Annotated in this window: 25 protein-coding genes and 1 other RNA gene; 10 read left to right on the forward strand and 16 right to left on the reverse strand. The window is 64.3% G+C overall.

Annotation, left to right across the window (positions count from 1 at the left end):
• Positions 1-60: 60 nt before the first annotated feature.
• The 3 genes from rnpB (at position 61) to GV832_RS22340 (ending at position 1115) form a co-directional block, all read left to right on the forward strand.
• Positions 61-478: RNase P RNA component class A (gene rnpB, locus GV832_RS13850), an RNA gene on the forward strand.
• Between the two features lie 194 nt (positions 479-672).
• Positions 673-840, forward strand: coding sequence for a 50S ribosomal protein L33 (rpmG, locus tag GV832_RS13855; protein ID WP_168775479.1), 168 nt, complete (start codon positions 673-675; stop codon positions 838-840).
• Positions 841-983: 143 nt separating this feature from the next.
• Complete coding sequence (locus tag GV832_RS22340; RefSeq protein ID WP_265332514.1) at positions 984-1115, forward strand: hypothetical protein; 132 nt, start codon at positions 984-986, stop codon at positions 1113-1115.
• Between the two features lie 45 nt (positions 1116-1160).
• Here the strand turns inward: GV832_RS22340 and GV832_RS13860 are convergent, their stop codons facing one another.
• Together GV832_RS13860 and GV832_RS13865 are read right to left on the reverse strand one after the other, a co-directional pair.
• Positions 1161-1940 (reverse strand): Bax inhibitor-1/YccA family protein, encoded by a 780-nt coding sequence (locus tag GV832_RS13860; RefSeq protein WP_168775480.1) that lies wholly within the window; start codon positions 1938-1940, stop codon positions 1161-1163.
• A gap of 129 nt (positions 1941-2069) precedes the next feature.
• A complete protein-coding gene (locus GV832_RS13865; protein ID WP_227754418.1) occupies positions 2070-2270 on the reverse strand; it encodes a YjiS-like domain-containing protein in 201 nt (66 codons plus the stop codon).
• A 107-nt stretch (positions 2271-2377) separates the two neighbouring features.
• Between GV832_RS13865 and GV832_RS13870 the strand changes: the two genes are divergently transcribed.
• From GV832_RS13870 to GV832_RS13890, 5 genes are all read left to right on the forward strand, one after another.
• Positions 2378-3268: a LysR family transcriptional regulator gene (locus GV832_RS13870; RefSeq protein ID WP_168775482.1), complete on the forward strand. Its 891-nt coding sequence runs from the start codon at positions 2378-2380 to the stop codon at positions 3266-3268.
• 298 nt (positions 3269-3566) lie between these two features.
• Positions 3567-3920 carry a helix-turn-helix domain-containing protein gene (locus tag GV832_RS13875; protein WP_168775483.1) on the forward strand — a complete coding sequence of 118 codons (354 nt, stop codon included), beginning with the start codon at positions 3567-3569 and terminating at the stop codon, positions 3918-3920.
• A 47-nt stretch (positions 3921-3967) separates the two neighbouring features.
• A complete protein-coding gene (gene hisN, locus GV832_RS13880) occupies positions 3968-4756 on the forward strand; it encodes a histidinol-phosphatase (protein ID WP_435531762.1) in 789 nt (262 codons plus the stop codon).
• Between the two features lie 225 nt (positions 4757-4981).
• A complete protein-coding gene (locus GV832_RS13885) occupies positions 4982-6307 on the forward strand; it encodes an 8-oxoguanine deaminase (protein WP_168775485.1) in 1326 nt (441 codons plus the stop codon).
• A gap of 11 nt (positions 6308-6318) precedes the next feature.
• Positions 6319-6642: a hypothetical protein gene (locus GV832_RS13890; protein ID WP_168775486.1), complete on the forward strand. Its 324-nt coding sequence runs from the start codon at positions 6319-6321 to the stop codon at positions 6640-6642.
• A 76-nt stretch (positions 6643-6718) separates the two neighbouring features.
• Here the strand turns inward: GV832_RS13890 and guaD are convergent, their stop codons facing one another.
• Positions 6719-7981 carry a guanine deaminase gene (gene guaD / locus GV832_RS13895; RefSeq protein WP_168775487.1) on the reverse strand — a complete coding sequence of 421 codons (1263 nt, stop codon included), beginning with the start codon at positions 7979-7981 and terminating at the stop codon, positions 6719-6721.
• Positions 7982-8159: 178 nt separating this feature from the next.
• Here guaD and GV832_RS13900 point away from each other — a divergent pair, with 178 nt between their 5' ends.
• Positions 8160-8705: a 5-formyltetrahydrofolate cyclo-ligase gene (locus GV832_RS13900; protein ID WP_168775488.1), complete on the forward strand. Its 546-nt coding sequence runs from the start codon at positions 8160-8162 to the stop codon at positions 8703-8705.
• Positions 8693-9241 (forward strand): hypothetical protein, encoded by a 549-nt coding sequence (locus GV832_RS13905; protein ID WP_168775489.1) that lies wholly within the window; start codon positions 8693-8695, stop codon positions 9239-9241. The genes GV832_RS13900 and GV832_RS13905 overlap by 13 nt, the downstream gene beginning before the upstream one ends.
• Here the strand turns inward: GV832_RS13905 and GV832_RS13910 are convergent, their stop codons facing one another.
• The 13 genes from GV832_RS13910 to GV832_RS13970 form a co-directional block, all read right to left on the reverse strand.
• Complete coding sequence (locus tag GV832_RS13910; protein ID WP_168775490.1) at positions 9242-10564, reverse strand: DUF8689 domain-containing protein; 1323 nt, start codon at positions 10562-10564, stop codon at positions 9242-9244.
• A gap of 69 nt (positions 10565-10633) precedes the next feature.
• Positions 10634-11122 (reverse strand): A24 family peptidase, encoded by a 489-nt coding sequence (locus GV832_RS13915; RefSeq protein WP_227754419.1) that lies wholly within the window; start codon positions 11120-11122, stop codon positions 10634-10636.
• A complete protein-coding gene (locus GV832_RS13920; protein WP_168775491.1) occupies positions 11119-11970 on the reverse strand; it encodes a tetratricopeptide repeat protein in 852 nt (283 codons plus the stop codon). Before GV832_RS13920 ends, GV832_RS13915 begins: the two co-directional genes overlap by 4 nt.
• Before the next feature lie 36 nt (positions 11971-12006).
• The gene (locus tag GV832_RS13925) at positions 12007-12528 is read right to left on the reverse strand and encodes a tetratricopeptide repeat protein (RefSeq protein WP_168775528.1); all 522 of its coding nucleotides are present in this window, start codon (positions 12526-12528) and stop codon (positions 12007-12009) included.
• A gap of 51 nt (positions 12529-12579) precedes the next feature.
• Positions 12580-13566 (reverse strand): type II secretion system F family protein, encoded by a 987-nt coding sequence (locus tag GV832_RS13930; RefSeq protein WP_168775492.1) that lies wholly within the window; start codon positions 13564-13566, stop codon positions 12580-12582.
• Positions 13567-13571: 5 nt separating this feature from the next.
• Complete coding sequence (locus tag GV832_RS13935) at positions 13572-14540, reverse strand: type II secretion system F family protein (RefSeq protein WP_168775493.1); 969 nt, start codon at positions 14538-14540, stop codon at positions 13572-13574.
• A gap of 9 nt (positions 14541-14549) precedes the next feature.
• Entirely contained in the window at positions 14550-16004 is a 1455-nt protein-coding gene (locus tag GV832_RS13940) for a TadA family conjugal transfer-associated ATPase (RefSeq protein WP_168775494.1), read from the reverse strand.
• 12 nt (positions 16005-16016) lie between these two features.
• Entirely contained in the window at positions 16017-17276 is a 1260-nt protein-coding gene (locus GV832_RS13945; RefSeq protein ID WP_168775495.1) for a CpaE/TadZ family protein, read from the reverse strand.
• A gap of 254 nt (positions 17277-17530) precedes the next feature.
• The gene (locus tag GV832_RS13950) at positions 17531-18175 is read right to left on the reverse strand and encodes an OmpA family protein (protein ID WP_168775529.1); all 645 of its coding nucleotides are present in this window, start codon (positions 18173-18175) and stop codon (positions 17531-17533) included.
• A gap of 10 nt (positions 18176-18185) precedes the next feature.
• On the reverse strand, positions 18186-19592 hold the full coding sequence (locus GV832_RS13955; protein ID WP_168775496.1) for a type II and III secretion system protein family protein: 1407 nt from the start codon (positions 19590-19592) through the stop codon (positions 18186-18188).
• A 190-nt stretch (positions 19593-19782) separates the two neighbouring features.
• Positions 19783-20631 (reverse strand): Flp pilus assembly protein CpaB, encoded by an 849-nt coding sequence (cpaB, locus tag GV832_RS13960; protein ID WP_168775497.1) that lies wholly within the window; start codon positions 20629-20631, stop codon positions 19783-19785.
• Between the two features lie 45 nt (positions 20632-20676).
• Positions 20677-20868 (reverse strand): hypothetical protein, encoded by a 192-nt coding sequence (locus GV832_RS13965; protein ID WP_168775498.1) that lies wholly within the window; start codon positions 20866-20868, stop codon positions 20677-20679.
• 234 nt (positions 20869-21102) lie between these two features.
• Positions 21103-21303 carry a pilus assembly protein gene (locus GV832_RS13970; protein WP_168775499.1) on the reverse strand — a complete coding sequence of 67 codons (201 nt, stop codon included), beginning with the start codon at positions 21301-21303 and terminating at the stop codon, positions 21103-21105.
• Between the last annotated feature and the right edge of the window lie 252 nt (positions 21304-21555).

Here is a 21555-nt window from a genome sequence, read left to right on the forward strand (position 1 = left end):
TTGCGGCCCAACCGGCTCGGGGCTTGACGCTGCGGGCGGCTTGAGGCATTGCGCCCTTGCGCGGAGGGCTGGATGACCGCGGGGGCAACCTCGAGGAAAGTCCGGACTCCAGGAAGTAAGGGTGCCGGGTAACGCCCGGCGGGGGCAACCCCAGGGAAAGCGCCACAGAGAAGAGTCTGCCGGGCCTAAGAGGTTCGCCCTTGGCGGCTGGCGATGGTGAAACGGTGGGGTAAGAGCCCACCACGGACCTGGCAACAGGGACGGTATGGCAAGCCCCACCCGGAGCAATGCCGAATAGGGGTCCTGTCGCGGAAAGGTCCGGGCCGACAGCGAAAGCTGCCGGAGACCTCCGCGGGGGAGCTTCGACCCAGGGACCCGGGTTGGCAGCTTGACCGCCGTGGCGACACGGTTGGCAGAGGAATGGTCATCCAGGGGCGCAAGCCCCGGACAGAATCCGGCTTACAGGCTCTCCGCGCAAATCTGCCTTTGGAACAGGGGCTTGGGGGCGGCAGGACCCGCGCGCCCCGGGCTTCGATTTCACCCCGGATGGTTTGGGGCAAAAACGCCCCGGAATCGCTTCGGGGCCTGTTGACTCTGGCGGGCTTCCGAGTAAAAGGCAGGCTGATCATTTTGACGGGAGCCTATGGCTTTCCCGCTGCAGGAGAGACGACCATGGCCAAACCGGCGACGATCAAGATCCGTCTGAACTCGACGGCTGGCACCGGGCACTTCTATGTCACCAAGAAGAACGCCCGGACCATGACCGAAAAGATGACGGTCACCAAGTATGACCCCGTCAAGCGGGAGCATGTCGAATACAAGGAAGGCAAGATCAAGTAAGATCGCGCCAGGCCGGACTTTGCAGAGCCGCTCCTTCGGGGGCGGCTTTTGCTTTTGCTGCGCCTGGTGGCCTTGGGGGACGACGCGCCTATTTGGACAAGTCTGAATCGGGCTTTTGCGGCTCTGATTGCGGGGGGGCGGCGATGCGGGTGATGATCGTGGGGCAGCCGGGGTCGGGGAAGAGCTGGCTCGCGCGGCAGGTGGCGGGGCCGAAGCTGCGCCATCTTGCGGGGCGGGGCGCGGTGGTTGATTTCCTGCACGGGCTGGGCAAATGAAAAAGGCCGGGGTCTCCCCCGGCCTTTCGCGTCATGTTGGTCCGATCACTCGTTCCGCTGACCCAGGAACTGGAGCAGGAAGGTGAAGAGGTTGATGAAGTCGAGATAGAGCGTCAGGGCGCCCATGATCGCCGACTTCTCCAGCCAGGCCGCGTCACCGCCACGGGCGTGCTGGATGTAGTTCACCTTGATCGCCTGGGTGTCATAGACCGTCAGGCCGGCGAACAAGAGGACGCCGATGAAGGAGATCGCGAAGGCCAGCGCGCCCGAGCCAAGCCAGAGATTGACCAGCGAGGCGACCAGGAGGCCGATCACGCCCATCATCAGGAACGAGCCAAAGCCCGACAGGTCGCGCTTGGTCGTGTAGCCGTAAAGGCTCAGGCCCGCGAAGGAGGCGGAGGTGGCCAGGAAGGTCGAGGCGATCGAGCCGCCGGTGTAGATCAGGAAGATCGAGGACAGCGACAGGCCCATGGCCACGGCGAAGACGTAGAAGAACAGCTGCGCCGCAGCGGCCGACAGGCGGGGCACCATGGCCGAGAAGCCAAAGACCATGACCAGCGGCAGGAACATGATCACCCATTTCAGGGGCGACATGTAGAGCGCCTCACCCAGGCCCGTCAGATAGGCGGTCGACGAGATCTGCACCGCCTCGGCCGAACCGGGGACCGTCGTGACCGCAAGGCCCGAGATCGCCCAGGCCGCCGCAGCGGTCACCAGCATGCCCACGGACATCGTGCCGTAGACCTTGTTCATATGCGCGCGCAGGCCCTCGTCGATGGCAAGGCCGGCACTGGCGCCGTAAGTCCGCGTCTGAAAGTCAGCCATTTTTCCCTCTGTCTGTCATAGGGGCCGGAACTACCGACCACTTGGGCAGAATATCGGGACTGACCTTGTCGATTTCAAGGATTTCCGCGCAGGTTTTCGCAAGACTTCATTTTGCGCCCGACCTCGGGCTCAGCGCGCCTGCCAATGCCCGGGCGCGTCCCAGAGCGGCCTCTCGGCCTCGGCTTCTGCCTCGGCCCGCGTCAGGCCGATGTCGCGCAACATGTGGTCATCCAGTGCGGCCAGGCCCCTGCGGCTGCGGTGCAAGGTCAGGGCGCGGACAAGACCGGACCAGGGGCGGCGGCGGCGGGGCAGGGAGAGAGCGAGTTCCATCACAAATCCTGATATCGTTGAGGGTTTCATCTGTCTTGCAGATGATGCGCCGTTCTGCGACACAACGGAAATGAATGATCGTTGTCCCCTGCATCAGGATTGGTGATATGCCGCGCAACCTTGACCTGACCGCCCTGCGGTCCTTCGTCACCATCGTCGATGCCGGGGGCGTCACCCGGGCGGCGGGGTTCCTGAACCTGACGCAATCCGCCGTCTCGATGCAGATGCGGCGGCTGGAAGATGGCCTTGGCGTCCAGCTTCTGGACCGCAGCTCACGCAAACTTGTCCCGACGGCGGCGGGCGAACAGCTTCTGTCCTATGCGCGGCGGATGCTGGGGCTGAACGACGAGGTCTACGGGCTTTTGACCCAGGCGCGGTTCGAAGGCGAGCTGACGCTTGGCGTGCCCCATGACATCGTCTATCCCGCCATCCCCCAGGTGCTTCAGCGCTTTGCCGCAGAGTTTCCCAATGTGAAGGTGCGACTCCTGTCCTCGTTCACCCGCATCCTGAAGGAGCAGTTCGGGCGCGGCGAGGCTGACGTGATCCTGACCACCGAGGATGGGGTCGAAGAGGGCGGGGTCTCTTTGGCCGAATTGCAGCTGGTCTGGGTCGGGGCTCCGGGGGGGCAGGCCTGGCGGCAGCGGCCCTTGCCCCTGGCCTATGAACAGCGCTGCATCTTCCGCAAGGGGGTGCAAGAGCGGCTGGACGCGGCGGGCATCCCCTGGACCCTGACGGTGGACAGCGACAACACCCGCACGGTCGAAGCGACGGTCAGCGCCGATCTCGCTGTCCATACCGTGCTGGAGGGCACCGAGCCGCGCCATGTCGAGCGCATCAGTCATGGCGGGGCGCTGCCCGAGCTGGGGCGGCTGAAGATCAACCTCTACCAGGGCCATGTGCCGAGCCCCGCCAGCGAGCGTCTCGCTCAGTTGATTCGCGCCGCCTATGCGCCGGGCCGCCCGCGCAGCCAGCCCAAAGAAGACCTGATGCCCGCCTGAGGCGCAGAGGACGGGGAGAATCATTGCATTTTGCGAAAGTTTACCCCGGGGATTTTTGCAAAATGCATTGCAATTTGCCACTCTCCCTTAGGGAGAATGGCTGACCGTTCAAAACCCTTTTCGGCGATTTCGACAGTCAGAGATTGATTTCTTGTCCGGCCGTATAATTGAACCTGTTCAAAAAGACAGGCGCCATGTCGATAAACCGTTTGGTTGCAGCTTTGTCGCGTCCTGCGGGAAATTGGCATGTTTCTTGCTTATAGAGTGGTGGGGACGGTACAGAGTCAGGAGCAAGCTCATGAAACACCCGGTTGACGCCCATGTGGGCAAGCGTATCCGCCATCGGCGCTGGATGGTCGGCATCACGCAACAGCAACTGGCCGAAAAGGTCGGCATCAAGTTCCAGCAGGTTCAAAAGTATGAGACCGGGATGAACCGCGTTTCGGCCTCCCGTCTTTGGGACATCGCCGAAACCCTGGGCGTGTCGATCAGCTTCTTCTTCGAAGGTCTCTCGGGCGCCGAAACGGCCCAGACCAGCGACATGATGAACGACAAGGAGGCCGCCGAACTGGTGCGCTCCTACTACGCCATCCCCGAGGCCCAGCGTCGCCGCCTCTTCGATCTCGCCCGGGTTCTCTCCGAGGCTGCTTGACCGATCCGTCTCGCCCCTCTATCGCCGTTTCAGCGATGGAGGGCGGCATGGACAAGACGCTGGCAGATGAGCTTATGAGCGTGGCCGATGCGCTGGCAGATGCAGCGCGCGCGGCCACGCTCTTGCATTTCCGCACCGAGCTTTCGGCGGAAAACAAGGAGACCGACCGCTTCGATCCGGTGACCGTGGCCGACCGCCTGTCGGAAACCCGGATGCGCGAGATCCTTGCGGCGCGCAGGCCGCAGGACGGCATCCTGGGCGAGGAGTTCGGCACGACCACCGGGACCTCGGGCCTGACCTGGGTGCTGGACCCGATCGACGGGACGCGCAGCTACCTGGCGGGCACGCCGACCTGGGGCGTCTTGATCGCCGTCATGGATGAGACGGGGCCGATCTATGGCCTGATCGACCAACCCTATATCGGAGAACGTTTTTCGGGCGGCCTCGGCCGCGCCGAGGTCGTGGGGCCGATGGGCCGCCGCCAGCTCAAGACCCGCGCCGCGCGGCCCCTGTCGCAGGCCATCCTCTTCACCACCTTCCCCGAAGTCGGCACGCCGGAGGAGGGCGCAGCCTTCAACCGCGTCAAGGCCCAGGCCCGGATGACGCGCTATGGCACCGACTGCTATGCCTATGGGCTCATCGCGGCGGGGCAGATCGACCTGGTGATCGAGGCGGGGCTCCAGGCCTATGACGTCCAGGGCCCCATCGCGGTGATCGAGGCGGCGGGCGGCGTCGTCACCAACTGGGAGGGTGGCCGCGCCCATATGGGCGGCCGCGTCCTGGCGGCGGCCAACAGGGCGATCCATGCCGAGGCCCTGGCGCTGTTGAACGCCTGAGCCGGGCTTCCGGCCTCGCCCTGGCCAAGGTCGAGCCGAAATCGGCTTGTCGGCTGTCGTGTCGCAAAACCAGGCGGCTTGATCTTTCGGCCTGAGCGGAAAGAGTTTCCGCTGGCCTCCCCCTTTGTCTGCGCCCGCCTTTCTGGCACTCTGTCCCCGCGCGAGTCCTTCTCCCCTTCTGTCGCGCAGATGACCCGGCACCGAAGGGGGTGAAAGGGTCCTCTCATGTCCGAAATCCTGATCCGTGGTGGCCATGTCCTGACGATGGACCAGAGAGCCGAGTTCGAGGGCGATGTCCTGATCCGGGATGGCGTGATCGTGGCGGTTGGGCCGGGCCTGACGACGCAGGGCCGCGTGGTTCAGGCGCGGGGCAGGGTGGTGACGCCGGGCCTCGTGAACACCCACCATCACCTGTACCAAAGCCTCACCCGGGCGGTTCCCGGCGGTCAGGATGCGCTGCTCTTTGGCTGGCTGAAGACGCTCTACCCGATCTGGGCGAAGTTCGGGCCGGAGGAGATCTTCACCTCGACCCAGGTGGGCCTCGCGGAACTGGCGCTGTCGGGCTGCACCCTGACCAGCGACCACCTTTATCTTTACCCCAACGGCTCGCGCCTGGATGATTCCATCGCGGCGGCGGCAGAGGTCGGCCTGCGCTTTCACCCGACGCGCGGCGCCATGTCGATCGGCGAGAGTGACGGCGGTTTGCCGCCCGACAGCCTGGTCGAACGCGAGCCCGCGATCCTGGAAGACATGATCCGCCTGGTCGATGCCCACCACGACCCGCGCCCGGGCGCCATGGTCCGCGTGGGTCTTGCCCCCTGTTCGCCCTTCAGCGTCTCGCGCGATCTTATGCGCGAGGCGGCGATCCTGGCCCGGGACAAGAAGGTCATGCTCCACACCCACCTGGCCGAGAATGACGAGGACATCGCCTATAGCCTCGCCAAGTTCGGCTGCCGCCCGGGTCAATATGTCGAGGATCTGGGCTGGACGGGCGATGACGTCTGGCATGCCCATTGTGTCAAGCTGAATAGTTCGGAAATTGCAATGTTTGCCGGGTCAGGCACCGGGATTGCCCATTGCCCATGTTCGAATTGTCGCCTCGGCTCGGGCATCGCGCCCATCCGCCAGATGCGGGATGCCGGGGTGAAGGTGGGGCTCGGCGTCGATGGATCGGCCTCCAACGACATGGGCAACCTGATCGCCGAGGCCCGCCAGGCCATGCTCCTCCAGCGCGTCTCGCGCGGGGCCGATGCCATGTCCGCGCGTGAGGCCCTGGAGATCGCGACCCTCGGCGGCGCCCGGGTCCTGGGCCGCGACGACTGCGGCATGATCGCCCCGGGCAAGCGCGCCGATATCGCAATCTGGGACACCAGCGGCATCGAAAGCGCCGGCTCCTGGGACCCCGCCGCCCTGGTCCTGGCTGGGCCTACCCGCGTGCATGACCTCTTCGTCGAGGGCCGCCAGGTCGTGGGCTCCGGCCAGATGCTGACCATCGATCTGCCCCGTGTGATCGAGCGGCAAAACCATCTGGCCCGCCGCTTGGCCGCGTGATACCCAAGACCATGCGCCACAATTTCGAAGCCCAACGCCGCGAGACCTTCGACACCTTCCGCGACATGCCGAAGGGGCCGAAGCTCCCTGACCGCGCCCCGGTCGATTTCCTCTTCCTGCCCGAGGAAGAGGAGGCCCGCTATGACGCGCTCGGCAAGGCCCTGCGCGCCAAGGGCTTCGACGTGACCCGCGACGACGACCTCCTCGTCGCCACGATCACCCTGGCCATCAAGCCCGAAGCGATCTGGGAGGCCGAACGCCTCGCCACCGAAATCGCCCTCGGCTTCGACTTCTACCCCGACGGCTGGGACCTGGGCGTCGAGGATCAAGCGTAAAGGGCTGAGGCCCTGGTTTCATCTTTTCAAAAATATCCCGGGAGGGGTTTGGGGAGGGCTGGCCCTCCCCAAGCGGTCAACGCGCGATTCCCCCCACCCAGACCGCCCTGATTGCCCGATCATCGCCCAGCATGATCGTGGGGAAGACCTGCTCCCAGATATCCTCGGCCCGGCGCGTCGCCTGTTCGATGGCGGCGGTGCTCTTCAGGTTGACGACCACCAGGTCCGCCTCCATCCCCGATGCGATGTTGCCGACCTTGCCTTCCGCCCGCAAAGCCCGCGCCGAACCGCAGGTCGCCAGCCACCAAAGCTGTGACGGGTGCAAAGCCTGACCGCGCAGCTGCGCCACCTCATAGGCCGCCGCCATGGTCCGCAGCATCGAAAAGGACGACCCGCCCCCGGTGTCGGTCGCCAGCCCCACCCTGAGGCGCGCGGCCAGCCCCATGTCGAAAAGCCCCGAGCCGATGAAGGTGTTGGACGTCGGGCAATGCACCAGCGAGGCCCCGGCCTCCTCCAACCGCGCCCGCTCGCGGGGGGTCAGGTGGATGGCATGGCCATAGACCGCCCCCTCGCGCAGCAGCCCTTGCGCCTCGTAAGTATCGAGATAATCACGGCTTTGCGGGAAGAGCTCCTTGACCCAGGCGATCTCGTCGACCTGTTCCGACAGATGGGTCTGCATCAGGCAATCGGGATACTCGCGCCAAAGCCCACCCAGGGCCGCCAGTTGCTCGGGCGTCGAGGTGGGCGAGAACCGCGGCGTGATCACGTAAGAGAGCCGCTCCACCCCATGCCATTTCTCCAAAAGCGCCTTGCTGTCGTCATAGGCCGATTGCGCCGTGTCGCAGAGGCCCGGGGGCGCATTGCGGTCCATGCAGGTCTTGCCCGTCCAGGCCCGCATTCCCCGGGCGCGGGCGCCTGCAAAAAACGCATCCACCGAGGCGGGATGGATCGTGGAATAGGAACACATCGAGGTCGTCCCATGCGCCAGGGCCAGGTCGAAATAGCGCTCTGCCACCTCCGACGCATAGGCGGGATCGGCGAAGCGCATCTCTTCGGGGAAAGTATAGGTGTTCAGCCAGTCGATCAGCCTTTTCCCCCAACTCGCGATGATCGCGGTCTGGGGGTAATGGACATGGGCGTCGATGAACCCGGCCGAGATCAGGTCCTGGCCATAATCGGTGACCCGGGCCTCCGGATAGGCCGCCCGCAAGGCCCGGGCCCCGCCGCGCGCGAGGATCCGCCCGCCCTCGATCACCAGCGCCTCGTCCAGCCGCGCCGTGCCGCCCGCGAAGGCGTCACCCGCAAAGGACAGGACCTGTCCCATCAGCAAATCGGCCATGACGCTCTCCCCTGTCGTTGCCGCAATTCTAGGCGTCGCAGGCGGCGGGGTAAATTCCTTGGGGCTGCCGTTTGATGGAAACTGCTTTCTGCAAGCGGAAGGTAATGGCCGCAGCAGGGGTTTGCCGATATTATGAACAAGGGAGAGCCGGGTTTTTCATCGGCTGGGGTGGCAGGGCATGGACGACATCAAGGCGCTCGCGCGGAGGGCCGCTTTCGCGAGGCGCAAAGAGGCTTTTTCTCGCGGGCAGGGGCAGGCGGCAGAGATCCTGGCCGATGTGCTGGCGGGATATGCGCAACTGGCCCTGTCGGGCTATATGCCAATGCGGACCGAGATCGACCCGCTGCCCGCCATGGCGCGCCATATCGGCCCGGTGGGTGTGCCGGTGATCACCGCCCCCGCGACGCCTCTGCGGTTCCGCCAATGGACGCCCGAGGCCCCGATGATGACCGGCGATTTCGGCGCGCTGATCCCCTCCGAGGGCGCCTGGATCGAGCCCCAGGTCATGATCGCCCCGCTTCTGGCCTTTGACGCCAGGGGCTTTCGGCTGGGCTATGGCGGGGGCTTCTATGACCGCACGGTCCAGGCCCTGCGCGCGCGCCACAAGGTCACGGTCATTGGCTTTGCCTTTGCCGCGCAGGAGGTGGACGAGGTGCCGATCGACGAACACGACCAGCGGCTTGATGCCATCGTGACAGAAGAGGGCGTGCGATGGTTCGTGTAATCCTGTGCCTTTGGCTTCTGGCTGGCCCTGCGGCTGCGGCTTGCGTCGATCTGCCCAAGGCCGCCATCTCAGATACCGGAGAGCGGGTGGATTTCCTCGCCCGCTCGGGCGGCGATGTGACTTACGAAACGGTGATGTCGAACGGCAAGATCGGCCAGTCCACAATGCGCAACGGCTTTTTCCAGATGCGCATGGCGATCAAGGGGGAAGTGGCGGAACGGGTCTTTACCTGGCCCGAGCAGCTGCCTTTGCCCGAGGAATTGCCACTCGATCAGCCCGTGACCTTCAAGGGCACCATGACCGACGGGCAGAAGTCCGGAGAAGTGACCATGACCCTGACGGCGCTGCGCCACGAGACAGTGTCTCTTGGGGGCTGCGACTACCCGGTGATCGTGGTCAACCGCGAGATGTGGATGAACGGACAGCCCTGGATTGCCATGACCGTCTGGTATGCCCCGACCCAAGCCATGCCCCTGCAATACGCACCCGACATGAACGACCCCACCACGCTTCGCCGCATGGTCAGGCTTGAGTGATCACTTCGCGATCTTTTCGTCCCGCACGAACATGTTGCCCCAGGCGCGGTCGATGAGCTCGGGGGTCATCTGGTAGGGGATGCCCTCGAACTCGCAGATGGCGATCATCTGGTCGATCAGGAAGACCGGCTGGTAGTTGGCGAAATTGTTGTTGATCGTCGGATACTTGACCTTCAACAGATGCAAAAGCGCGGTCTCGTCCAGCGGCATCTTCTTCTTGCGGGCCACCATGGCGAAGATCTTCAGGAAGTTGTCCTGGCTGGGCCCGTCGATCTTGATCTTGAAGAAGATCCGCCGCAAAGCCGCGCCGTCGAAAATCTCGTTCGGGTGGAAGTTGGTCGAGAAGATGACCAGCGTGTCGAAGGGCACCGTGAATTTTTCGCCCGATTGCAGCGAGAGGATGTCGCGGCTTTCTTCCAGGGGCACGATCCAGCGGTTCACCAGCTTCTGCGGCGGCTCGGCCTGGCGGCCCAAGTCGTCGACGATGAAGATGCCGCCCGAGGATTTCAACTGCAGGGGGGCCTGGTAGGTGCGGGCGACGGGGTTGTATTTCAGGTCCAGCATGTCGAGGGAAAGTTCACCCCCCGTGATGACCGAGGGCCGGTCGCACATGACATAGCGGGTGTCGAAACGAAGCCCGCTGCGGCGGAGCGCGGTCGGGTCATCGACCTGCTCCACGGCGGCAGAATGGACGATCGGGTCATAGACCGTGATGATCTGGCCGGAGTATTCGATGGCGCGGGGGATATAGACCTTGTCGCCCAGGGCCGCCCGGATGCCGTTGGAAATAGAGGATTTCCCGTTGCCCGGCGGGCCATACATCAGGATGGACCGCCCCGAACCCACGGCAGGCCCGAGGTTTCCGATCAGGTCATCGGGCAGGATCAGGTGGCCCATGCCCTTCATCAGGTTGTCGCGCGTGATCTTCATGTTGCGCACGGACTGCCGCTTGACCTGTTCGGTATAGGCCGCCAGGGGCACGGGCATGGCGCCGTAATACTCCGACTGCGACAGCGCGTCCAAGGCCCGCGCCTTGCCGCCATCGGTCAGCTGATAGCCCATCTCGCCGCCCGAGGTCGCATGCAGCGTCCCCGTGGCCTCGACGAGGCGCTGCTGGCGGGCCATGTCGATCAGCTCTTGCACCAGGGTGCCGGGCAGGCAGATCACCCGGGCCAGCGCCGAGACCTGGTCCAGGTTCATCCGGAACATGGTCTTCAACAGCAGGTCCCGCATCATCACGATCGAGATCCCGACCTCGTCCAGCGTCTTGGGCTGGGCGGGAGGGGTGACGCCCGAGGCGGGCGGGGCGACTTGCATGTTCATCTCGGCACCTCGCATGAATATCCGCCTCTTCTACCCGTCAAAAAGGGCAGAGTGATGGCAGCGGCTTGGCTATTTCATCGCCTCTGAGAGCAGGTAAAACACCAGGATGCCGCTGAGGCAGAGGCCGAAGGGCATGTAGCGCTTGCGCTTCCAGCTTTCCCAATCGGGGGTGGCAGCGGTCACGGCGGGGATGGCTTTGGCCAGGCGGTGGCAGGCCAGGCCGCCGATCATGCAGGCCGAGATGAGGAAAAGCGAGAAACGCAGGTCGGCCTGGACGAAGAAGGGCGCCATGGCGGTGGCGAATTTCACGTCGCCTGCGCCCACGCCCATGACGAGATAGGTGATGAAGCCCACGACAAAGGCGATGGCCGCAAAGCCAAAGCCCCAAAGCCAGTCCGACCAGGGCATGACGAAGGGCCCGATGACCAGCCAGACCGCCCCAAGGGCCAGCACGGCGAGGTTGGGGATCTTCATGGTCGAAAGGTCTTTCCAGCTGACCCAGATGGCGATGACCAGGGTAAAGGGCAGGAAGATCAGGGCAGAGGTTGCAGGCATCATTGGCCCTCCAGCGCGGCGAGGCTGCGGGCGGCCTCTTCGAAATAGGTGGGGGCGGTGTCGACGGCCTCTTGCAGCAAGCGCTTGCCCGTCGTCGGATCGCCCTGTTTCACGGCGGCAAGGCCAGCGGTGTAAAGCAGTTTCGCCCGTTCATCCTGCGTCATGGTGATCACGGGCAGGTCGTATTTGCGCTGCAGCGCGCGGGCCATGACCAGGTTGTTCTTGGCGGTGAACATCTTGGAATCATAGGTCAAAGCCTGAAGGAAGAGCTTCTCGGCCCCCGGACCATCGCCCCGCGTCAGCTTGGAAAAGCCCCAGTTGTTCAGGATCGACTGCGGCTTGTTCGTCAGGCCCACGGCGACGGAGTAAAAGCTGTCGGCCTTCTTCCAGTCCTTCTTGCTGTCGGCCACCATGGCCTCAAGCCGATAGCGCTCATAGGTCTCGACCGTGGGCGGGATCGCGTTCAACGTCGCCGCCGCCTTGTCCCACTCGTTCGACCGGATCAGCACATCGGCGAGCGCCAGGCGGTCGTCGTCATTGGCCTCGGGCAGGGCGAGGATCTCGCCCAAGGTCGCGGTGGCCTCGGCGTAAAGCCCGGCGCGGGACTGGCTGCGGGCGAGGCCGCGCTTGAGGTCCAGGTTGTCGGGCGTGACGGCCAGCGCGTTCTTGAAATAATTCACCGCCTCCATCGGATCGGCGACGGTCAGCATGATATCGGTCAGGTTGGATTGGTCGACGGCCTGGGCCTCGGCGACGGCGCGGTCGGCCTCTTCGCGGCTGAGGCCCTGTTGACAACCGGCCAGAAGACCCGCGCCCAGAAGGCACAGGACCAGAAGATTGGGGTGGCGCATTTTGCGTCCTTTTGCTGCTCGAACCCGGAAGGGCGCCTAAAGCTGGCTCAGCAGGACGAAATCACCCGTCCCGCGTCGCACGAGATTGAACTTTGGCGCCTCTTGGGCATCCTCTTCACCATAGACGGTTTTTTCCGACCGGGCGATAGCCAGCTTCAAATTCTGCCGGATCGAATCCGAATTGCCACTGTCGAGCTCGAAGGCCTGCTGGAAGATCGCCTTGGCCTCGCCGAACTTGCCCTGTTCCATCAGGACCACGCCCAGGTTGTTCAGGGCGGGGACGAAGGTCGGCTCTTCCGTCAGGGCGCGGCGCAGGACCTGTTCGGCCTGGTTCAGCCGCCCAAGTTTCAGGTCGGCCGAGCCCACGGCCGAAAGCACATCGACCGACATGCCATCCTCGGCGGCGGCGCGGTAATAGGCCTTGAGCGCGAGTTCATATTCCCCCGCCTCCATCAACCGGTGGCCGACCTCCAGCCCATCGACACCGCGCGCGCTGCCATCGACCGCCGGGGGCGTCATGCCGCCAGAAGAAAGCCCCCCGCCACAGGCAGGGAGCATCAAGAGCGCAATCAGAAGAAGCTTTCGCAAAACCCACCCCTTGCGGGAGGCTCAAGGGCTTCCCATCGCCAGCATCTTTGTGATGCCCATGACCGAAGGCCCGATCAGAATGATCATCAAGGGCGGCACCGTGAAGAGCATTGTGCCCAAGGTCAGCTTGGTCGGCAAGGTATTGGCCTTTTCCTCGGCCCGCAACACGCGTTTGTCGCGCATTTCCGAGGAATAGACCCGCAGGGCCTCGGAAATCGAGGTGCCATAGGTGGCCGATTGCACCAGGGTCGTGACGAAGGAGGAGACGTCGGGCACGTTCACCCGCTCGGCCATGTCCTTCAAGACCATGACGCGCTCCTTGCCCGCCTTGACCTCGTGCGAGACCATGTCGAGCTCGTCGGCCAGGGCCGGATAGCCGGCACGGGTTTCCTTGGCCATGCGGTTGATCGACTGGTCCAGCGACTGACCGGCCTCGATGCAGACCAGCATCAGGTCCAGCGCATCGGGAAAGCCCTGGATGATCTGCTTCTGCCGCTCGCCCACCCGGCGGGTCACCCAGTATTGCGGCAGGTAATAGCCGCAGGCGCCGGGGATCAGGACGACGAGGATCTTGAACTGGGTCGAAACCTCCGAGGTCTGGCTGACGATGACCATGTAGATCAGGCCAGCGAGCAGAAGGCCGATGCCAAGCGCGAACTGGGCGAAGTGGAACATCCGCACCGCGTTCTTGTTGGTATAGCCCGCCCGCACCATGCGCAGCCGCGCGGCCGACATGGTCTCGGCGTCTTGCGGTTCCAGGAAGGCCGAGAACTTTTGCAGCTTGTCGACCTTGCCATCGCCCCGGCGCAGCGCCTGGCCCTTGTCCTTGGACTTGGGGTCGGCTGCGGGGGCCCGCATGGCCTTGAGCTTTTCGAAGGGCTCGGGCTTGCGCTTCATCACCTGGGGCAGGACCGCCAGGATCAAGAGAAGCCCAAGCAGGCCAACGACATAGAGCGGACCCAAGGGACCAAGCTTGGCGGTGATGGTGGTCTGGAGAGCGTCGAGCATGTGGGTCAGACCTTGATGTTGACCATGACCTTCATGAAGATCACGTTGACGGTCAGAAGGACGGCGACGATCAGGCAGGCGGGAATGAAGGCCGCCGTCTCTTTCACGTCGTCATAATAATTGGGCTGGATGACGTTGATCATGACCAGCGCGCCGAGCGGGAAGGCCGAGAGGAAGCCGCCCGACCACTTGGCCTCGGCCGTGATGGCGCGGACCCGGCGGAAGAGCTTGAAGCGCGCCCGGATCACCTTGGCCAGGCCCTCGAGGATCTCGGCCAGGTTGCCGCCCGATTGCTGCTGGATCGTCACGGCGACGGCCAGGAAGCGCAAGTCCTGGTTGTCCATGCGCTCGGCAAAGGCTTTCAGGCTTTCGGCGATGTCGCGGCCGTAAGAGGCCTCGTCGGCGATGACGCCGAATTCGGTGCCCAAGGGGTCGGCGACCTCTTTCGACACATTGGCGATGGCGGACGAAAACGGGTGACCGACGCGCAAGCTGCGGACCATCAGTTCGACCGCGTCAGGCAGCTGTTCCTCCAGAAGCGACATGCGCTTCTTGGCCTTGTTGTTGACCCAGACATAGACCCCGCCGATGCCCATGGCGACCGCGATGCCGCCGCGCACGACCGGAGAGGCCTCGGTGCCGATGGTCAGGCCGACGAAGGCAAAGACGCCAAGCCCGGCCATGATCATGACCAGTTGCTTGGGGCTGAAGGCGATATTGGCCTTCTGCGCCTTGGAGGCCAGAAGCGAGTAAAGCGGGATGCCGCGCGAATTCATGTGCTGCGACATCTCCTTGCGGAGCTGTTCCAGCACTTTCTCGCGGTCCTGGTTCTTCTCCAGAAGCGCAAGGCGACGCGACAGGCGGTTGTTCAGCTGGATGGATTTGCCAAAGACCGTGAGGTAGAGGCCTTCCACCAGGAAGATCACCGCGACGAAGACCAGAAGGTAGATAAGCGGAGCTGCGCTGAGCGTCATGATGGGACCTTAGACGATGGGTTCATAGATCGACGCCGGCAGGTCGAAACCCCATTGCCGGAAGCGCTCGGAGTAATGGCTGCGCACGCCCGTGGCGTTGAAGCGGCCGATGATCTTGCCATTGGGCTCGACGCCGAGGCGCTCGTAGCGGAAGACTTCCTGCATCGAGATGACCTCGCCTTCCATCCCGGTGATTTCGGTGATGGACACCATGCGGCGCGAGCCGTCTTGCAGGCGGCTTGCCTGGACGATCAGGTTGACGGCGGAGGCGATCTGGCTGCGCACGGCCTTCAGCGGCATTTCGATGCCCGCCATGGCGACCATGTTTTCAAGACGCGAGATCCCGTCGCGGGCAGAGTTCGCGTGGATCGTGGTCATGGATCCGTCGTGGCCGGTGTTCATCGCCTGAAGCATGTCGATGACCTCTTCGCCGCGGGTTTCGCCCACGATGATCCGGTCAGGCCGCATCCGCAGCGCGTTGCGCAGGCAGTCGCGCTGGGTGACCGCGCCCTTGCCTTCCACGTTCGGCGGGCGGCTTTCCATCCGGCCCACGTGCACCTGTTGCAGCTGCAGTTCGGCCGTATCCTCGATGGTCAGGACGCGCTCGTGGTTGTCGATGAAGGACGACAGCGCGTTCAGCGTCGTCGTCTTCCCCGAACCCGTACCACCCGAGACGATCACGTTCAGACGGCAGGACACCGCCGCCTGCAGGTAAAGCGCCATCTCTTCGGTAAAGGCGCCGAAGTTCACCAGGTCCTGGACCTTCAGCTTTTCCTTCTTGAACTTCCGGATGGACACCAGGCTTCCATCCACCGCCACCGGCGGCACCATGCAGTTGAAGCGCGAGCCGTCCGCCAGGCGCGCGTCGCAATAGGGGTTCGATTCATCGACCCGGCGCCCCACGGCGGAAACGATCTTGTCGATGATCCGCAAGAGGTGGCGTTCATCCTTGAAGGTGATGTCGGTCAGCTCCAGCTTGCCCTTGCGTTCGACGAAGACGCGCTGCGGCCCGTTCACCAGGATGTCGTTGACGGATTCGTCCTTCAGCAGGGGCTCCAGCGGCCCCAGCCCCATGACCTCGTCATAAAGCTCCTGGTTCAGCTGGGCGCGGTCGGTGGCGTTGAGTGCCACCGACATTTCCGACAGCGCCTCGGAGGAGATATCGGCGATCTCGGTCTTCAGGCTGGCCTCGGTGGCCGATTCCAGCGCGGCGAGGTTCAGGTTTTCCAGCAGGCGCTTGTGAAGCTCGACCTTGAGCTCCATCATCTTTTCCTTGCGCTTGCGCTCCTTGTCGGAGGCAATCGCCTCGGCGGGGGCGGCAGCGGGCGCCGCGCGCGAGGGCGCTGCGGGCTTGGCAGCAGGCGCAGCGGGTGCCGCGACCCGGTCGCTCGCAGCGCCAGAGCCCACCGGGGCCAGGCTCGGCTTTCCTGCCGGCGTTTCGTTCTTCTTGAAGCGAGAAAACATGAAGGCCCCCGTTTACTTGCGCGCGGTTTCGACGGATTTGTTGAGGTCGAACAAGGACTTGGCCAGCTTCTGAATCTCCTTGCGCAGGGGATTCTTCGCGGCGGTCTCGGACAGGGGCAGGCCGTGGTCATTGGCCTGCGTCACCTGGGCGCCTCCGTCGGGCAGTTGCAGTTCGATGGAAATGTCCAGGCTTTCGGCCATGCGCTTGACGCGGCTCTTGCCCGACAGATCGGTGAATTTCGGCGCATGGTTCAGCACGTAGCGCAGCTTTTCATGCGGCAGGCTCTCGGCCTTCAGCGCGCGCACCAGGCGCAGGACGTTCTGCGCCGAGCGCAGGTCAAGCTGCAAGAGCGCGAAATAGACATGGGCGCGGGAGAGGACCGCTTCGGTCCAGGCCACGACGGTCTTGGGCATGTCGATGATGACGAAGTCGAAGTTGGCCCGCGCCATGTCCAGGATGCGGCTGATCTCTTCCGGGCCAATGATGTCCAGGGGCAGCATGTCGGCGGGTGCCGTCAGCACATGCAGCTTGTCGTTGAAGGTCACCATGGTCTGCAACAGCGCATCGCTGTCGGCATTCACGGCGTCCGACAGGAAGTCATAGACGGTTTCCTTGCGCGGCAGGTCCAGATAGGTCGCGGCTGAGCCGAACTGGAAGTCGAAGTCGATCAGGCAGACGCGCGGCGCATCGCCCGGCATCGCGGCCAGCTCCCAAGCCAGGTTGGTGGCAAAGGTCGAGGCCCCGGCCCCGCCGCAAAGTCCATGGACCGGCAGGATCACCCCGTCGCGGTCGCCCTTGGCCTTGAAGCCGGGATGGGCCGCCTCGGGCTCCTGCGAATGGGTGGTCAGAACGGCCGGAGGCGCGGGCTTGCGGATGCGCTCGATCGTCTCGTGCAGCGCGCCCTCGGGCAGGGGATAGGGCAGGAAGTCGTCCGCCCCCAGCCGCAAGAGCTGGTGCAGCGCCATGGGCCCGATCTGGTTGGCGACGATCAAGACCTTGATCGTCTTGGCTTTCGCCTGGCGGATGATGTCGGTGATGCGGGCCAGGTCGCCCTCGTCCTCGCTGTCGACGGCGATCACCACGAATTCCAGCGTCTGGCTGTCAGGCTGGTCCAGGAAGACCGCCGCATCCTCGAACCCCAGATCCCCCCAGCTTTCGCCCAGCTCGATCTCCATGTCGTCGATCAAGAGGTCAAAGTTCTGCACATCGCGCGAGATGGTGCAGGCCAGGATCGACGCCGGCTCCGGCTGAAGATTTGCAATGCTCGACATGAACCCATCCTCGTTTTTCGACCAGCTTGGACAAGACGGATTTTCCGGCTCATCCTGGCCCGGGTCGGCTCTTTACGGCCGACACTCGTGCCCCCGGGTATGAAGGTGCCGTCAGATGGTGGCGAGATTGGGGCCGAAATGCCGTGAATCTGGGGAATTTGGGCCTTGGGCCACGATTTGACGAAGGGGCGTGAACAATCGGCGGGAATGAAAAAGGCCCCGGAAACCCGGGGCCCCTGTCGGTCTGGATGGGCTCAGTTGCCGCCGCCCGCGTCGCCGATGGCGGTCTCGACCGTCGTGTTGGGCGTATGGGGCCGCGTGCCGCTTTCGACATAGTCGCGCATGATGATGGCGGCATATTTGCCGTTCAACAGCCCCGCATAGCCCTTGGCAAAGCCCGAAACCGTGGTGACGGCGCGGCGGTTGCGCTCTTCGCGGCTTTGGGTCTGGACCACGGGCTGGGTTTCACCCAAGGAGACCAGCGCCTCGAGCCTTCCGCGCGAAATCCCCTGGGACACCAGGTAGTTGACCGCCGCCTTGGCGCGGCGCAGGCCCAGGCCCTTGTTGTAGGATTCCGATCCCACGAGGTCGGTATGGCCATAGACCGAGAACTTGACCTCGGGGAAGCGCTTGATCCAGACGGCCTGGGTCGCCAGGACCTGCTTGGCCTGCGGCGTCAGCACGTCGGAGTTGAAGGCAAAGGTGATGACCGTGGGCACTTCGGCGTTGAACCGCGTGCCCAGGAGCTCGGTCGCCTGACCCTCGCCCATCATGGCCATCGAGTTCATCATCGTCGGCGTGCCAAAGGCGCCTTCATCGACCTCGGAGCCCACTTCGCCCGTGGTGCAAGAGGCCAGGGCCAGGAGGGCGGCGGCCAGAAGAGAGGTGGTTTTCATCATGCTCATGGCCTCATTCCATCGAATAGCCATAGGCGCCGCTGAAGTCCTGCCGGGCCACTTCGCCCGCCGGGGTATTCGCGCTGCCTGCGGTCTTGCCGAAAAGGAAGAGCTCTTTCTCGGAGGGCAGGCGGACGCGGTCGGTCGGCAGGGCCAGGGTATCGCCGCGCACCGGGGTCACAAGGTGCGGCGTGACGATGATGACCAGTTCGGACTGCTTGCGCTGGTAATCGGCCGAGCGGAACAGCGCGCCCAGGATCGGCACATCGCCCAGCCACGGAACCTGGTTGTTCAGGTCGGTGAAGTCGTCCTGCAACAGGCCCGCGATGGCAAAGCTCTCCCCGTCGCGCATCTCGACCGTGGTCGAGGTCTCGCGGCGCTTGAAGGCATTGACCGAGATCCCGTTCGTCGTCACCGAGGTCGTCGTGTCGATCGAGGACACGGCCGCGTTGATCTGCAGGTTGATCGTGTTGCCATCCACCACCACGGGGGTGAAGTTCAGCTCGACCCCGAAGGGCTTGTATTCGATGGAAATCGCGCCCGAATCGGAGGTCACCGGGATCGGGTATTCGCCACCCGCGAGGAACTTGGCCTCCTGGCCCGAAAGCGCGGTCAAGTTGGGCTCGGCGAGCGTGCGCACGACGCCCTTGGCCTCCAGCGCCTCGAGCAGGACGCCGAATTCCAGCGAACCGGCGGTGAAGCCCAGGCCCAGCGCGCCTTGCGTGCCGTCCTTCAGCTGAAGGAAGCCGTTGTTGATATTGTCAGCCGTCTGCGCGGCCAGGGTGCCCGTGGCGCCAAGCGCGCCCACGCTGTTGCCCCCGCGCAGGCCCAGCGAGGAGGACAGGCTCTTCGAGACCGACCGCTGCATCTCGGCGAAACGGACCTTCAGCATGACCTGCTGCGTCCCCGCCACCATCAGAAGGTTCGATACCTTGTCAGGCGCATAGCGCAAGGCCAGGTCAAGCGCCCGGTCTAGCTTGGCGGTGGAGGACACCGTGCCCGACAGGACGATCCCGTCATTGGCCGTCCGCACCTCGATGGGCTCGCCCGGCAGGATCTGCTGCAGGCGCTCCTTGAATTCCTCGATGTCGAGCGTGACATGGACCTCGACGTTCGAGATCAGCTTGCCGTCCTGCGACAGAAGCGTCATCGTCGTGCGGCCCGGCGTCTTGCCCAGGACATAGATCGTCTTGTCCGACAGGGTCGAGATATCGGCGATGCCCGGATTGGCCACCGACAATTCGGCAAAGGGCGTGTCGCTTTCGACGACGACCGCCCGGTTGATCGGAACGCTCAACGGCTCGTTGGCATTGCCCTTCATGATCGAAAGGGCCTGCGCCAGTGCCGCATCAGGCATGACGACGGGGCTGGCCACAGCCAAGCCCATCACAGCCGCCACCCAAAGGCCTCGCATCTTCATCGACCTGCCCTCTCAACAATGCCCAACGACCGGGTCTTTTCTGCCCGTTTCCAGTCCAAAATGCCCCAAAGGGCATTTTTAAGCAAGAATCAAAAGCTTGGGGCAAGTTCCTTATGTGGATAACCTGCAACACCCGCTGCCAGTTGCGCCAAAAGCTAACGGCCCCACAGGATATGGGGCCGTGATGCGCCTAGTTCGTGCAGGGAATCTCGGTCGTCACCACTTCGGTCCCCTTGCGGGTCTTCAGCGTGCAGACCTTTTCGGCCACGGGGGCCACGGCGGCCTGTTCGGGCGTGATGCCCAGGAGCTGGTTGCTGTCGACCTCGATCTTGGCGGTGATCTCCGAGGCATCGGTGCCCACGATCGCCAGGTTCAAGCGGCCCGTCGCGGCAGCTTGCGTCAGACGCGCCACCTGTTCCCGAGAGGCCGCAAGCGTCACGGTCCGCGCCACGCCCTCGGTCGCGACCGAGTTGTCGGCCTGCTGGTCGACGCCCACGACACGCACGCCGCCTTCGATCAGCCGCGTCATCTCGCCTTCCTGCATGCCGCCCGCAGCACCCGTCCAATAGACGTCCACCCGGTCGCCGACATTGACGAAGCCCGCCACGCCCGAGGCCATGTCGACCTTGACCGCAAAGGCGCTTTCGCCCTTTTCCAGCGCGGCCGAAAGACCGGCGGGCTTGCCCGGCTCGGTCACGGTCTCGGCCAGGACGGGCGTGAATTTCTCCATCTGGCGGCTGACATAGCGCGCCGTCTTGCCATCGTCGGGGAAAAGATCCTCCGGCGTGGTGAAGGCGTTCTCGGGCAGGGCGCTTTGCTGGACGAAGATCAGCTGGACGTCGTCCTTGGTCAGGACCTCGCCGTATTTCTTCACCTTGTTGACCGCGAAGATCTGCACCAGGGGCCCGGTCTTGGCGCGCAGGTCGCGCTCGCGGGCCAGTTCGGCCTGGGACTGGTTGAAATATTTCTGCGTCATGTAGACGGCCGAGCCCGCGAGGGCCACGCCAACCACCAGGACGAGCGAGAAGACTGCGCGCATCACATTACCCCATTACCCGAGAAGGCCGGAGGGTTCGCCCCCGACCTATTGCGATTGATAGCCGACGCCCTGGGCCCCGATGTTGTCCCCGATCAGGCTCGAGGCGCTGTCGGCGCTGAAAGCGACCGGCATCAGCACCAGCATCCCGATCCCGATGAGGGCAGCGGTCAGGACCACCCAGTCCACGGTGACGGCGCCGTTCTCATCCTTGCGGAAGATAGTCCATGAAAGCTTCATGATGACCTCTTGTGCCTGCCGGCTTGCAGCCGAGGCGTGGTTAATCCTGCTGACCCTGGCGGATCGTTCTGGCCGAATTGCGGCGCCACTTGGGCCGGATTCAGACAAGGAGCAGGGCTTCGCCACAGTCTTGCCCATTTGGTAAAGGCGCGCCTGGCGCCTTTGAAAGATCGGGCCGCACCCGCGAGGGGCGCGGCCCAGGCCGGGAGAGCTTCAGCTCTCCTGCACCAGCGATCAGTTGCCCGAGGTGTAGCCGATGGACTGGCCGCCCAGGTTGTCCGAGATGTTCGTGCCCATGGTCTCGATCCCGCCGCCGACCGAGGTCACGACGACCATGCCCAGGCCCACGATGGCGGCGGTCAGCACGACCCAGTCAACGGTCACGGCACCGGTTTCGTCGGAGGAGAAAGCTTTGAAGAGTTGAGCGAGTTTCATGATGTCATCCTTCGATGTTGGTTGTCGGTTTCTACCGTTCGGCTTAGTGGCTGCGGGCCTCTGTTCCCGCGTCCCCGTCCGGATAAGTCTGTTATCCCCCCCCATCGTGGCCGCGATGCGTCGCGCTTTGGGGGTTTTGCGTGTCTTTTGCGGGCATTTTTGTGGCATTCGGACCCGGGCCCCGGTTTCGCGCCCGAGCTGCGGGACAGGCCGCGCCAGCTGCGGGGTGATTCTCCCGGGGCGCGCTCCGCG

Origin of the sequence: Stagnihabitans tardus, assembly GCF_009925085.1 — a bacterium.
GTDB lineage: Bacteria > Pseudomonadota > Alphaproteobacteria > Rhodobacterales > Rhodobacteraceae > Stagnihabitans > Stagnihabitans tardus.

Excerpts from the sequence above, each read along its gene's own strand:
- GV832_RS13875 (WP_168775483.1), top strand. The coding sequence starts at position 3,567 with ATGAAACACCCGGTTGACGCCCATGTGGGCAAGCGTATCCGCCATCGG.
- GV832_RS13860 (WP_168775480.1), bottom strand. The coding sequence starts at position 1,940 with ATGGCTGACTTTCAGACGCGGACTTACGGCGCCAGTGCCGGCCTTGCC.
- GV832_RS13915 (WP_227754419.1), bottom strand. The coding sequence starts at position 11,122 with ATGATGCCTGCAACCTCTGCCCTGATCTTCCTGCCCTTTACCCTGGTC.
- GV832_RS13870 (WP_168775482.1), top strand. The coding sequence starts at position 2,378 with ATGCCGCGCAACCTTGACCTGACCGCCCTGCGGTCCTTCGTCACCATC.
- cpaB (WP_168775497.1), bottom strand. The coding sequence starts at position 20,631 with ATGCGCGCAGTCTTCTCGCTCGTCCTGGTGGTTGGCGTGGCCCTCGCG.
- GV832_RS13930 (WP_168775492.1), bottom strand. The coding sequence starts at position 13,566 with ATGCTCGACGCTCTCCAGACCACCATCACCGCCAAGCTTGGTCCCTTG.
- GV832_RS13910 (WP_168775490.1), bottom strand. The coding sequence starts at position 10,564 with ATGAACATGCAAGTCGCCCCGCCCGCCTCGGGCGTCACCCCTCCCGCC.
- GV832_RS13900 (WP_168775488.1), top strand. The coding sequence starts at position 8,160 with ATGGACGACATCAAGGCGCTCGCGCGGAGGGCCGCTTTCGCGAGGCGC.
- GV832_RS13890 (WP_168775486.1), top strand. The coding sequence starts at position 6,319 with ATGCGCCACAATTTCGAAGCCCAACGCCGCGAGACCTTCGACACCTTC.
- GV832_RS13950 (WP_168775529.1), bottom strand. The coding sequence starts at position 18,175 with ATGATGAAAACCACCTCTCTTCTGGCCGCCGCCCTCCTGGCCCTGGCC.
- hisN (WP_435531762.1), top strand. The coding sequence starts at position 3,968 with ATGGACAAGACGCTGGCAGATGAGCTTATGAGCGTGGCCGATGCGCTG.
- guaD (WP_168775487.1), bottom strand. The coding sequence starts at position 7,981 with ATGGCCGATTTGCTGATGGGACAGGTCCTGTCCTTTGCGGGTGACGCC.
- GV832_RS13955 (WP_168775496.1), bottom strand. The coding sequence starts at position 19,592 with ATGAAGATGCGAGGCCTTTGGGTGGCGGCTGTGATGGGCTTGGCTGTG.
- GV832_RS13970 (WP_168775499.1), bottom strand. The coding sequence starts at position 21,303 with ATGAAACTCGCTCAACTCTTCAAAGCTTTCTCCTCCGACGAAACCGGT.
- rpmG (WP_168775479.1), top strand. The coding sequence starts at position 673 with ATGGCCAAACCGGCGACGATCAAGATCCGTCTGAACTCGACGGCTGGC.
- GV832_RS13865 (WP_227754418.1), bottom strand. The coding sequence starts at position 2,270 with ATGGAACTCGCTCTCTCCCTGCCCCGCCGCCGCCGCCCCTGGTCCGGT.
- GV832_RS13940 (WP_168775494.1), bottom strand. The coding sequence starts at position 16,004 with ATGTTTTCTCGCTTCAAGAAGAACGAAACGCCGGCAGGAAAGCCGAGC.
- GV832_RS13945 (WP_168775495.1), bottom strand. The coding sequence starts at position 17,276 with ATGTCGAGCATTGCAAATCTTCAGCCGGAGCCGGCGTCGATCCTGGCC.
- GV832_RS13925 (WP_168775528.1), bottom strand. The coding sequence starts at position 12,528 with ATGCTCCCTGCCTGTGGCGGGGGGCTTTCTTCTGGCGGCATGACGCCC.
- GV832_RS13885 (WP_168775485.1), top strand. The coding sequence starts at position 4,982 with ATGTCCGAAATCCTGATCCGTGGTGGCCATGTCCTGACGATGGACCAG.
- GV832_RS13935 (WP_168775493.1), bottom strand. The coding sequence starts at position 14,540 with ATGACGCTCAGCGCAGCTCCGCTTATCTACCTTCTGGTCTTCGTCGCG.
- GV832_RS13920 (WP_168775491.1), bottom strand. The coding sequence starts at position 11,970 with ATGCGCCACCCCAATCTTCTGGTCCTGTGCCTTCTGGGCGCGGGTCTT.
- GV832_RS13965 (WP_168775498.1), bottom strand. The coding sequence starts at position 20,868 with ATGAAGCTTTCATGGACTATCTTCCGCAAGGATGAGAACGGCGCCGTC.
- GV832_RS22340 (WP_265332514.1), top strand. The coding sequence starts at position 984 with ATGCGGGTGATGATCGTGGGGCAGCCGGGGTCGGGGAAGAGCTGGCTC.
- GV832_RS13905 (WP_168775489.1), top strand. The coding sequence starts at position 8,693 with ATGGTTCGTGTAATCCTGTGCCTTTGGCTTCTGGCTGGCCCTGCGGCT.